The organism is Bacillus sp. IT-79MI2, from assembly GCF_949768135.1.
Classification (GTDB): Bacteria; Bacillota; Bacilli; order Bacillales; family Bacillaceae_G; genus Bacillus_A; species Bacillus_A pseudomycoides.
Genome location: NZ_CATKPV010000072.1, coordinates 15,396 through 28,391, shown reverse-complemented (window position 1 = coordinate 28,391; position 12,996 = coordinate 15,396). Strand labels below are relative to the sequence as shown.

The 12,996-nt window shown below is 31.7% G+C and carries 7 protein-coding genes; 5 read left to right on the top strand and 2 right to left on the bottom strand.

The window, feature by feature from the left end; translation table 11 throughout:
• The first annotated feature begins 20 nt into the window (after nt 1-20).
• A complete protein-coding gene (locus ACM6HU_RS18345) occupies nt 21-3,095 on the top strand; it encodes a Tn3 family transposase (RefSeq protein ID WP_414848390.1) in 3,075 nt (1,024 codons plus the stop codon).
• A 281-nt stretch (nt 3,096-3,376) separates the two neighbouring features.
• Here the strand turns inward: ACM6HU_RS18345 and ACM6HU_RS18340 are convergent, their stop codons facing one another.
• Nucleotides 3,377-4,576, bottom strand: a complete 1,200-nt coding sequence (locus ACM6HU_RS18340) for a hypothetical protein (protein ID WP_414848389.1) — start codon at nt 4,574-4,576, stop codon at nt 3,377-3,379.
• An 833-nt stretch (nt 4,577-5,409) separates the two neighbouring features.
• Here ACM6HU_RS18340 and ACM6HU_RS18335 point away from each other — a divergent pair.
• The 3 genes from ACM6HU_RS18335 (at nt 5,410) to ACM6HU_RS18325 (ending at nt 8,833) form a co-directional block, all read left to right on the top strand.
• A complete protein-coding gene (locus tag ACM6HU_RS18335) occupies nt 5,410-7,707 on the top strand; it encodes a cell wall-binding protein (RefSeq protein ID WP_414848388.1) in 2,298 nt (765 codons plus the stop codon).
• Between the two features lie 154 nt (nt 7,708-7,861).
• A complete protein-coding gene (locus ACM6HU_RS18330; RefSeq protein ID WP_242491110.1) occupies nt 7,862-8,065 on the top strand; it encodes a hypothetical protein in 204 nt (67 codons plus the stop codon).
• A 555-nt stretch (nt 8,066-8,620) separates the two neighbouring features.
• Nucleotides 8,621-8,833, top strand: a complete 213-nt coding sequence (locus ACM6HU_RS18325) for a hypothetical protein (RefSeq protein WP_414848387.1) — start codon at nt 8,621-8,623, stop codon at nt 8,831-8,833.
• A 136-nt stretch (nt 8,834-8,969) separates the two neighbouring features.
• On the opposite strand, the gene ACM6HU_RS18320 is transcribed toward ACM6HU_RS18325, so the two are convergent.
• On the bottom strand, nt 8,970-9,557 hold the full coding sequence (locus ACM6HU_RS18320) for a recombinase family protein (RefSeq protein ID WP_414848386.1): 588 nt from the start codon (nt 9,555-9,557) through the stop codon (nt 8,970-8,972).
• A gap of 333 nt (nt 9,558-9,890) precedes the next feature.
• On the opposite strand from ACM6HU_RS18320, the gene ACM6HU_RS18315 reads away from it, so the two are divergent.
• Nucleotides 9,891-12,965: a Tn3 family transposase gene (locus tag ACM6HU_RS18315; protein ID WP_077294999.1), complete on the top strand. Its 3,075-nt coding sequence runs from the start codon at nt 9,891-9,893 to the stop codon at nt 12,963-12,965.
• Nucleotides 12,966-12,996 lie beyond the last annotated feature (31 nt).

Below are 12,996 nucleotides of genomic sequence, written 5' to 3'. Positions count from 1 at the left end.
GGATGGAGCCCAAGATAAATATGAACACTAAAAACAGGCTAAAAATTCTATCAACTGATGAAATTAACCGCCTTTATAGTAGACCTGTATTTACACCCAAAGAACGTGTGCAATACTTTTCACTTTCACAAGTAGAAAAGGAATTAGTACATACTTTACGTTCCATAAAGTCTAAAGTGTATTTTATTCTTCAACTGGGATATTTCAAATCCAAACATTTATTTTTTCAGTTTAAATTATCTGAAGTTCAAGAAGATATTCAATATATTTTAAGAGCCCATTTTAAAAATGAGTCATTTGGAGATTTTGGATCAATTGATAAAAAAACACGATCTACTCATAAAAAATTAATTCTTAAAATATTTAATTACCGTATCTGTGACTCATATTATAGAAGTGTTTTACAAGAAAAAGCCCGTAGGGATGCAACAGTAAGTGGAAAGCCTATTTTCATTTTTCGTGAGTTACTCAATTATTTAATAAAAGAACACATTATTATTCCCGCATATAGCTTTATGCAAGATATTGTAGGAACAGCTATTACATCTGAAGAACAACGACTTATAAAGATTATACAGAACCATCTATCTGAAACTGACAAACAACAATTAAAACAATTACTATATAATTCTTCTGGATTATATGAGATCACTAGAATAAAACATGAACCAAAAGATTTTAGTATAAATGAAATTAAGCGTGAAATTGAATTTGGGAATAATATACGTCCCCTTTTTCAACTGGCCAATATGATTTTACCTCAACTAAAAATTTCTAATGAAAGCATTAAATATTATGCTTCTTTAGTAGAATATTATTCCGTGTATAAATTAAAACGATTTAATGAATACCTTATCTATACTTATTTACTGTCCTTTATTTTCTATCGTTACCAAAGAATGAATGATAATTTAATTAATAGTTTTATTTATAAAATGAGAAAATACAACGATGATACCATATCCTTTGCTAAAGACCAGGTATATATCTATTACACAGAAAATCAGGGGGATTTTAAAAAAGTAGGAGAAGTTTTACAAATTATAATAGATGAAAATATTTCAGAGAATACAGCATTTAAAGATATTCAAAAACGTGTATTTTCTATCCTAGAACGTCCTAAATTAACTGAGCTAGCCAATCAAATCCTGGATAATACAAAAATAGATGAAAAGGCGTTCCGTTGGGAACGTATTGATACATTATCATTACAGTTTAAACGACAAATTCGTCCTATTTTTATGATGGTTGATTTTGTGACAACAGATATGGATGACTCTCTTATGGATGCAATAACTTTTTTAAAAGAAGTTTTTACGAAACAAAAAACCTTAACCAAATATGATATCGAAGATATCCCTCAAGCCTTTATAACAAATAGCAACAAACGTTATCTTTACACGAAAGATGAGCCTCATTCAAAACGTTTACTCATAGATCGATATGAATTTTTAATTTATTATTCCTTATGGCATCGCTTGCAATCAGGAGATATTTTTTGTAGAGATAGTATACAGTATAGAAGTTTTGAAGATGATTTAATCGATGAAGATAAGTGGGAACAAAAAGAGAGTATCATTCAAGATCTCCATTTAACTCTGCTACAACAGCCCATCGAACAACAGTTAAAAGAACTGGAAAACAAATTAGAAGCGCGTATCATCTCAATTAATAAAAGGATTACTTCAGGAAAAAACAAACATGTTCAAGTAAAAAAGCATAAAAATCATCATTCCTGGACACTTCCATATACTCGAGCTTCAGCCCCTATTAATCATTCGTTTTTCGATGTATTACCACAAGGTGATATGAGAAGTATTCTGTACTTTGTAAATCAACAATGTAATTTCCTAGATAACTTTGAACATATCCTGGGACGCTATGCAAATCAAAAAGCAAATGATACGATTCTTATTCCATGTTTAATAGCTTGGGGAACAAATATGGGATTGTATAGAATGGGGGAAGTCTCTGATATAGATTATTCAAAATTAGCAACTATTTCATCTAATTTTATTCGATCAGAAACGTTAAAAGAAGCAAATGACTGCATTAGTAACGCAATAAATAAACTTCCTATTATTCAATATTATAATATTGATGATTTTGTGCATTCGAGTAGTGACGGTCAAAAGTTCGAAACACAGATTCATACGCTACAGTCCCGTCATTCCTCTAAATATTTCGGAATGAATAAAGGGATTACCTCTTATACAATGGTGGCCAATCACATTCCGATTCAAGCAAGAATTATTGGTGCGAATGAACATGAAAGCCATTATGTATTTGATATCTTATACAATAATGCAACTGATATAAAGCCTAATATTCATTCTACAGATACACATGGAACGAATGAGGTTAATTTTGCAATTTTAGATTTATTTGGTTATCAGTTTGCCCCAAGATATAAAGATATTCATGCGATAATATCCCGAAATTTATATGGTTTTCAGCATCCAAGCCAGTATGAAGAATTCCTTATCAAACCTTTGCGGAAAATTAATACAGAGCTAATTATGAAGGAATGGGACAATATTAAACGAATTATGCTGTCTCTCGCTTTAAAAACAACTACTCAAAATGTGATTGTTCGAAAGTTAAGTTCCTATGCACGAAAAAATCAAACAAAACGTGCGTTGTGGGAGTATGATAATATCATCAAAAGTCTATATTTTTTAGAATATATTGATTCGCTATCATTACGTCAAAATGTTCAAAAGGCTTTAAACCGTGGGGAAAGTTATCATAAATTACGTCGAGCTGTATCTTTTGCAAACTTTGGGAAACTTCGTTTCAAGACTGAACAAGATCAGCAAATCTGGAATGAATGTAGTAGGTTGTTAACCAATTGTATTATTTACTACAATGCGAGTATATTATCAAATTTATTAACGAAATCTCAGAATAAAGGTATCGAGATGAACATACTAAAGTATATTTCACCGGTTGCCTGGCAACATATCAATTTTTATGGCCGTTATGAATTTAGCAAATCCCCCACAGTGGTAAATTTAGAGACAATCATTGAGAACATCAACGAAGATGATATTTTAACCAGATTAACGCAAGAACATTCACTTGATGAAGAATAAGACAAAATATAATTTGGTATATTTTGTCTTATTCCCCCTTTTCGGGGGATGGGCAAAAACACCCAACCAAGAAAATTAAAATATGAATTTAAAAGGGCCCTTACGTTGAATACATATACTCAACGTAAGGGCGAATTATTTTTGGTTTGAAATAAAGCTTGATTAAAAACAACTTAGGGATCTGTGTAGCCGATTTCCTTAATGTACAGAAAATTGGCTTGTTGGTTCGTTACTCGTTAAAAATGTTTGTAAAGCTTCTAGAGGTTATATAAACTTGCATTTTATTTGCTAGAATACCATTTAGCTAACCACTCATTCCATTTATCTTTTTGAATAGTAATGGAAAATATAGTGTTTTTATCAGGCTTGTCAGTCAGACATACGGATGTATCATGAACCGATAAATATTGTCCGTGGTTATTTTTTAAAGAGAAGCTTTCAAATCCATAATTAACAAGTGTCCATACTTGTCCATAAGCGCGAAATCCTGTAACGCCCACCTCACCATTTGCAGATGTAAGATAGGTTGCATTTGCTTCTATGTACACCTTGTTAGATCCTTTTTCAATTGGAATAATTGTAAATATACTTCTATCTTCTGAGATCCAATTAGCTGAAGTAGAAATATCCGTACTCCCCTCCCATGTTCGCAAGACGTTATCCCCATTTCTAATTTTCACAGAAATAGAAGAACATTCTTCATTTTTATGTTGTGTAACGACGGCGAGCTTATGTTTCTTTATCTCAGCAAGCTCATCAGAGGTATAACTAAAAATTTCAGATTTTTTTACTGGATTCGAAGTTATCGTTGCCAGTTTTCGCTTCTCTTCCGGTAGTGCATGAAAAAGTTTCGTTAGGTCAAAAGAAGCATTACCTGGGTTTATATTTGGAAATTCCTGTCTAATGTACTTTAGAGCTAAAGGACCATTCATTTGACCACTATTGTCACTTTTTAAGTAATATGTTTGCCAATTCGTAAGCGCAATACCAGTATTCCCTTCATCTAATTGTTTTTGCGTAATATAATACACATCACGTTCATATACATTTGAAGCATCTGGATTTAAGTCTACTATTATACCAGCTTGCTTAATCAGAAGTTGTTGACCATGTTTTATCGTTTTATATTCAACTTTCCCATCTTTATAGAAAATTTTAATTCTCTTAGAAAAGTTTTGGTTTTTATAATAATCATACACACTAATACCAAATTCTCCTTTGTTAAAAGTAGGAGCTTTGTAAGCACGGTTTTCATTGTTAGCTGTATAATCATTTTTAGCACTTTGTTCGGATAAAAAGATAACAAAAGGCTCTTTTAAAAACCTATCATAGGTATCACCAAATGTTGTAACAATCGTTGCGAACGTATCAACGTCTGCTTTCGCTTTATGTTTTGTAAATGGGTTCAAGCTGAATACAATCCCCATCGCTATTCCTACAGGGGGGATTTTTTTTATATATCTCTTTATCTTTTCCTTCATGGATGTGCTCCTTACTTTCTACTTTATACTGTTTCCAACATATTTAAATTAACATCGGTAAGTTTATCTTAATTTAAATAACTCTCAAAAGTCTTTCGTAAATGTTACAAAACCCTTTCAGTGCTTTTCATACAAATACTTCAGGACTCTTGTAAGTAATTTTTTAAACTTGGACATACCGATAGAAATAAAAGGATTGATACATAAGAAAACCACCAATCATACAGTGTAAAAATACACTTTTGCGACAGCTTAACACCATGAATCTCAAAAACATAAGTATGAGATTATTACTCTTACAATTATTTTCTCTAGTACTCAGCCTATTTATATCTTCCTCAAAGATGCTGTTCTTACCTTGGTTTGTTGAAGATAGTTTCGGTTTACTTGGAATTTGCATTACTACACCTTTATTATTGTTTATTAGTGTAACTATGACATATCTTAAGAAAAGAAAAGGCCTTTGTATAACAAGAACGAGACAAACTATTCCTTTTAGTTATTATTGATTGACTAAAATAAAAATTGAGACCCAAAAAACAAGAAAGGTTGGCATTTTTGCCAGCCTTTCTTGTTTACTACTTCATTCATTTTACAAATAAAAATTTTGTTTTGGTGATACTTAAAAATCTTCGGTTAATGAGCATGGGGCCAAGCTGAAAAAATATAGAACACTGTAAAAAATTCGGAATTTTATACGATATTCATGTAAGACTTTTGTAACATTTATGAAAGAATGTTGAAAGGTATTTATACTAAGATAAACCTCGGAACGTTAAATTCAGTTTAACAAATAGAAAAAAATAGGGTAGCACAAAGTGAGGAGCACAATTATGAATGGAAAAGCAAAAAAAAGTATGCGAAAAATCCTTCCTGTAGGGATTGCAATGGGGATTTTATTTAGCGCTAGCCCCGTAACAGAATATAAAGTAAAAGCAGATGTTGATACGTTCGGAACGATTGTTACAACATTTGGAGATATCTATGACGCGTTTCTTAAAGAGCCATTTGGGAAATGGTTAGAAGAAATAGACGCAAAGAACAGTTATGCAGCTCGTCTGGAAAACGTTGCTTATAAAGCTCCTACTTTTAACAAAGGGGAATTTGGTATTAGTGCGTTTGATTTTTATAAAGATAAAAATTTTAGCAAGACAGTTAAACTTTCTTATCCAAATGGGAAAGTCGAATATAAAACAATCAAACATGGTCAACAAATTCGTATTAAGGACGCTGGTACAATAGTAGACTTAACTCCTGATGAACCAGAACTATCTAAACATGATATTTTGTATATTACACAAAAGCAATTAGATGAAGGAAATACAGGTGTTTCACTTACGAATTTCAAAACCTATTATCTAAAAAGTGATAATAGCGGTGGTAAAAATGTTTTAGCAGATAGATTTGAACGTCAAGCATTCCCAAATTATTATCTTGATTCCGGTGTGCGTGATGTTCGTTATGTGAATGAGGATCTTTTTAGTAAACTACCAGAAGAAAAACGAATGTTAGCAACCATTACTTCAGAGCCAGTTGGCAAAGACGTTCTTTCGAATTATGCTACGAATGATCCTGAAGCTCGTGAGGATTTGAAGAAACGTACACTTGATGTTTACACAAACCATAAAGACGGGGAATATTCTTCTATTTCTATAAAAATTATAAATGATGGAATAAACCTGCAAGCAGGGGATTATGTCCATGAAGCAGATGCAGAGGATTCAAATTCAGGGACTGATTTTACAATTACACCGATTAAAAAGGAGTCTAATAAGGTTATTATATCATCTGTCTTTAATGGGAAAGTAAGATATCTTACTTCTAAATCAGGAGATCGCAGTCAATGGATTTATACTCATGATGGAGATATCAGTTCTGATGAAATATGGGATCTTGTTGTTCGAAAAGACGGTCAGTTTTCTTTAAAAAATAATAAAGGGCAATATTTATACGTTCCTAGAAGTGGTAAAAGTGCACCAGCGTGGACTACTGGTGATATTAATGAAGCTAGTAAACTCACAGCTCGCCTTGCAGCACATGAGTGGAATAATTGGTTGATTGATTGGCATCCTCGTAAGAAAAATGAGACAAAGAAACATGAAGGAAAGACATATGACGGGTTAGAGTTCAAAGTTGATGCAAAAGATGGCTCTATATGGACTGCATACAATTCTGGAAAATTGATAACAAATAGTTGGATAAAAAGAGGGGATAGTCATTATTATGCGGATTCTTCAGGAATTCTTTTAAAGGGCTGGCAAGAAATTGAGGGGAATACGTATTATTTTACTAATCACAGGGTCTCAGGATTGGGATCTGACTCATTCATTGATGGGAAGTGGTATAACTTCAACGATGACGGTGTTCTGCAGAAATCAGCATGGAAAGGTCTATACTATTCCGATGCTTCAGGAGCGTTAATTAAAGAAGGCGTGAAAGAAATTGATAATAAAATTTATTATTTTAAAGATTCCGAGGCTACTACAAATGTACTACGTTTAGAAGATCAAGGTGTCACTCTTCGTTTTTCCGACGAAGGTGTGCTTATGTTTGTTACTGGGTTGGATGGAAAACCTCTAAACAGAACAGTTAATGTTACTTTGGACAATAAAACATTACCATTTGGGAAAGATGGTGTACTTGAGCCACTAGGGATCAGCAGATTAGGTAATACAGTGAAATATTTTAGTTTAGAAGATGGAATTAACTATTCCGGTTGGAAGGAATCTGGTGGAGAAAAATATTATTTTAGAGATGGAAAATCTTCTACTGTGAATGGTACAGAAACTATTGAAGGAAAAACATATTATTTTAATGACTGGGGACAAGCTACTCAGATAGGGTTTGTTGACATTGATGGTATACCATTCTATCTAAACGATAAAGCTGAAAAGGTAACAGGTGTTCACGAAATCAATGGACAACTATATCTCTTCTCCAAAGGTGACAGTTTACGCGTATACGGAGAAAAGGTAAGAAATACAATTTATAGGTTTGACGGAAAACAGTATTATACTGATCATACTGGTGTAATTTCTCAAAACTTCAAGGGTTATGTTTATAGTAATGATCGTGATTACTACATTGAAACGAACAACGAGGGAGTTATTACTAAGATATGGGCAAGATAAGTGTATAATAAAAATTGAGTAGAGTAACGGATTTTTAATAACCTTATCTCTTATAAAGAGTGAAGTACGATGTGTGAAAGTGGGTCATATTATGCAGCTTATGCTTATTGTATGACCCATTTTAGTTTTATTCATTTCTCTGAGGTGTAACAAAATGCAACAAATACATATAAAATTATCTCTCATTCAATTATTTCTTTTAGTACTGAACTTATTTATATTTTCTTCAGCCATGCCATTTTTACCTTGGTTTATTGAGAGTGCTTTTGGATGGTTAGGCGTTTTGGCTACCACGCCTTTATTGCTAATTATCGGTAGAATAATTCCACAGCTTAAAAAAGTGAAGGGTTTTGCATAACAAGAACAAGGCAGGGGGTTCCCTTTATTGCATCCATTGTTTCACTATGTATTATGTTATTACCTACTATGGAATTATCGATTGTAATAGCTCTTATAGTTAATGGTCTCATGGTTATCATAACAATTGTATTTTTAGTGCAAGATTTCTATAGACTGGATTAAAAATATAGGTTCATAAAGCTTATTAGCCTAATATTTTTAAATATCTTGCTGTTACAATATTTGTCTTACTTGTAGGCTTATTGACAGGATTGCTAGTGATCTTACTTGTAAAAGAGAACAGAGAAATGGAAAAAGTAAAGTATATTTATCAACAACAAGAAAAACAGGCTTTTGTAGATAGCATGTTTGTTTTCTTTTATCCTTACAGAACTGTCATCTTTGTGTAAGGTTATTAGATAGTTTATTTAATATTAAAATGTAATAATTAACTTATAAAAATTGATAATGATTTTTTAGAAATTATAGACGAGTGTTGTTCACAATTATAATAACAACTAAAAAATGATTGAGAAAAATTCAATATCATAATAAATAAGTGGAGGTAAATATAGTGGCTTTAAAAGTATTACTTATCGTTATTGGTGTAGCATTAATTTCATCTGGTGTATATAAAATGAAGAAGTATGATGCATTCGTAGGAAAAACTCAAACAAGAAAAAATCTTTTTAACTTGCTAATTAATGGACAGAGTTCTGGAATAGGACAATTATTAAGTGGGATTGTGTGTATCCTTTTAGCAATCGTAGCCTTTATAATTAAATAATTTGCAAATAAGGGAGCTAAGATATAGAATCTAGCTCCTTTTATTATGATAAAGTCTTTAGGCAAAAACAAAGATTTTTTCTAAAAATGTACATAGTCTATAGAAGTATAGATGGCACTCGTAATGAATAATTTTCTTAATAACCATTTCGCTTCAATGTGCGATAGATAGTGGTTCTGTCAACATTTAAAAAATCAGCAATTTCCTGTTTCGTTTTTCCTTGATCAAGTAACTCAAGTATCAAATCAGTTTTAGACTTATTGATTTTAGGAGTTCTCCCCAATTTCCCGCCATTTTCTACATACTTAATACGTCCAGCCTGTGTTCGGTCCAGTATATAGCTTCGTTCAATATCAGCAAATAGAGATAAGATTGTAACCATTACTTTAGTAGTCATGTCATCTTTTTTCCGAGTATCAATGTTATCATTAATAGCAATGATCCCAATATCATTTTTGATCAGATTTTCATGAGTACGAATCATATCAGAAAGATTTCTTCCTAAACGATCTAATTTATAGACAATAAGCGTGTCCTCCGGATTGAGTTGCTGCATAAGGATTTGGAATTGCTCTCTCTCCATATTTTTTCCACTTTGCTTTTCTTCAAAAATACATTCTTCTAACAATCCAATTTTGTTAGCTTCACAATATGTAAGAATTTCTTTTTTCTGAAATGTATAGTCTTGTTGTGGAGTTGACACTCGAATATACGCGTAATTCATTTTTTCTCTCCCAACGTTGCATAAATCTGTTTTTCTGTTTTGCTACAAATATCGTATCATTTTTGGAGATTAATTTGCAACATAATATATGCAACGTTGTGACGCTATAAAAATCAAGCCCAATGCAAGTGTTGCATATATGTTAATTTTTGCAACGCTTAGCATAGGTTTAAATTATTAAGTATAGGTAACTTATTTAACTAACTTTACGCTTAGCGTAGAAAAGCTAGGGTTTTACCTTCTAAAAAATGTCTTACCGTATAATATCCGCGTTTTGTCGGCAAGACGCCTATTATAAATATAATCTATAAGGAGATGTAAAAACAAATAAATATGAATACTCAAAAACGATTAACTATTTTAACAACAGATGAAATAAATCAACTTTATAGTAGGCCCCTTTTTACAACTAAAGAGCGTGTGCAATATTTTTCCCTTTCTCAAATGGAAAATGAATTATTATATACATTACGCTCAATAAAATCTAAGATTTATTTTATTCTTCAACTTGGATACTTTAAATCAAAACACTTATTTTTTCGATTTAACTTATGCGAAGTGGAAGAAGATATTCAATATATTCTCAAAGTCCATTTTAATGGTGCTGAATTCTCGGATTTTGGATCCATTGATAAAAAAACTAGACTTAATCAACAACAACTTATTCTTAAGCGATTTAATTATCGTCTTTGTGACTCACAGTCTCGACTAGATTTAAAGGAACAAGCCCGTAGGGCTGCGACTGTAAGTGGTAAACCTATTTTTATTTTTCGTGAGCTAATACACTACTTAACTAACAAACGTATTGTTATTCCTGGTTATAGCTTTATGCAAGAGGTTGTAGGCAATGCTATTACATATGAACAAGAACGCCTCATAATGATTATACAAAATCAACTATCTGAAACCGATAAACAGCATTTAAAAGAATTATTATATAATTCTTCTGGATTATATGAGATTACTCGGATAAAACATGAACCTAAAGATTTTAGTATGAATGAAATTAAACGTGAAATTGAATGTGGGAAAGACATTCATTCTCTCTTTCAACTGGCCAATACAATTTTGCCTAAACTAAAAATCTCTAATGAAAGTATTAAATACTACGCTTCTTTAGTAGAATATTATTCCGTATATAAATTAAAACGGTTTGATGAATCCCTTATTTATATTTATTTACTTTGTTTTATTTGTCATCGTTATCAAAGAATGAATGATAATTTGATTAATAGTTTTATTTATAAAATGAGAAAATACAACGATGATATACTATCCTTTGCTAAAGATCAGGTATATACCTATTACACAGAAAATCAGGGGAATTTCAAGAAAGTAGGCGAAGTTTTACAAGTTATAGTAGATGAAAACATTTCTGATAATACCGCATTTAAAGACATTCAAGAACGTGTATTTTCTATCCTAGACCGTCCAAAATTAACTGAACTAGCAAATCAAATCCTGGATAATACGAAAATAGATGAAAAAGCGTTCCGTTGGGAACGTATTGATACATTAGCTTTACAGTTTAAACGACAAATCCGTCCTATTTTTATGATGGTTGATTTTGTTACAACTGGTACGGATGACTCTCTTATGGATGCAATAACTTTCCTAAAAGAGGTTTTTACGAAAGGAAAAACCTTAACCAAATATGATATCGAAGATATTCCTCAAGTCTTTATAACAAATAGTAACAAACGTTATCTTTACACGAAAGATGAGTCTCATTCAAAACGTTTACTAATAGATCGATATGAATTTTTAATTTATTATTCCTTATGGCATCATTTGCAATCAGGAGATATTTTTTGTAGAGATAGTATACAGTATAGAAGCTTCGAGGATGATTTAATCGATGAAGATAAGTGGGAACAAAAAGAGACTCTCATTAAAGATTTACATTTAACTACGCTACAGCAACCTATAGAACAACATTTAAAAGAACTTGAAAACAGATTGGAAACTCGTATTACCGAAATCAATAAAAAGATTATTTCAGGAAAAAACAAATATATTCAAGTGAAAAAGCATGAAAATCATAACTCTTGGACACTTCCATATACTCGAGTTTCAGATCCTGTTAATCATTCGTTTTTCGATGTATTACCACAAATTGATATAAGAAGTATTCTGTATTTTGTAAATCAACAATGCAATTTCCTTGATAACTTTGAACACATCCTAGGACGTTATGCAAAACAAAATAAAAATTATAATATTCTCATTCCATGTTTAATAGCCTGGGGAACAAATATGGGATTATATAGAATGGGAGAAGTTTCTGATATAGATTTTTCAAAATTAGCAACTACATCAGCTAATTTTATTCGATTAGAAACGTTAAAAGATGCAAATGACTGCATTAGTAATGCAACAAGTCAACTTCCTATTGTTCAATATTATAATATTGATGATTTCATCCATTCGAGTAGCGACGGTCAAAGATTCGAAACACAGATTCATACGCTACAGTCCCGTCATTCCTCTAAATATTTTGGAATGAATAAGGGAATTACCTCTTATACAATGGTGGCCAACCATATTCCGATTCAAGCAAGAATTATTGGCGCTAATGAGCATGAAAGCCACTATGTATTCGATATTTTATATAATAATACAACTGATATTAAACCTAATATTCATTCTACAGATACACACGGAACAAATGAGGTGAATTTTGCTATTTTAGATTTATTTGGTTATCAGTTTGCACCGAGATATAAGGATATCCATGCAACAATATCCCGAAACTTATACGGTTTTCAGCATCCAAACCAATATGAAGAATTACTTATCAAACCTTTACGGAAAATCAATAAAGAGCTGATTATTAAGGAATGGGACAATATTAAACGGATTATGTTATCTCTTGCTTTAAAAACGACTACTCAAAATGTTATTGTTCGAAAGTTAAGTTCCTATGCACGAAAAAATCAAACCAAACGTGCATTATGGGAGTATGATAATATCATCAAAAGCCTATATTTTTTAGAATATATTGATTCACTATCATTACGTCAAAATGTTCAAAAGGCGCTAAACCGTGGGGAAAGTTATCATAAATTACGTCGGTCTGTATCTTATGCAAACTTTGGGAAACTTCGTTTCAAGACTGAACAAGATCAGCATATCTGGAATGAATGTAGTAGGCTACTCACCAATTGTATTATTTATTACAATGCGAATATATTATCGAATTTATTAACGAAATCCCAGGATAAAGGTATCGAGATGAACATACTAAAGTATATTTCACTGGTTGCATGGCAACATATCAATTTTTATGGTCGGTATGAATTTAGTAAATCCCCAACTGTAGTAAATTTGGATGCAATCATTAAGAACATCAAGGAAGCTGATATTCTAACCAGGTTAGCACGAGAAAATTCATTTGAAGAAGAATAGAGTGTACTTTGCCCTTATTCCCCCTTTTCGG

Coding starts and splice junctions, on each gene's coding strand:
- ACM6HU_RS18335 (WP_414848388.1), top strand. CDS start 5,410: ATGAATGGAAAAGCAAAAAAAAGTATGCGAAAAATCCTTCCTGTAGGG.
- ACM6HU_RS18345 (WP_414848390.1), top strand. CDS start 21: ATGAACACTAAAAACAGGCTAAAAATTCTATCAACTGATGAAATTAAC.
- ACM6HU_RS18315 (WP_077294999.1), top strand. CDS start 9,891: ATGAATACTCAAAAACGATTAACTATTTTAACAACAGATGAAATAAAT.
- ACM6HU_RS18340 (WP_414848389.1), bottom strand. CDS start 4,576: ATGAAGGAAAAGATAAAGAGATATATAAAAAAAATCCCCCCTGTAGGA.
- ACM6HU_RS18320 (WP_414848386.1), bottom strand. CDS start 9,557: ATGAATTACGCGTATATTCGAGTGTCAACTCCACAACAAGACTATACA.
- ACM6HU_RS18330 (WP_242491110.1), top strand. CDS start 7,862: ATGCAACAAATACATATAAAATTATCTCTCATTCAATTATTTCTTTTA.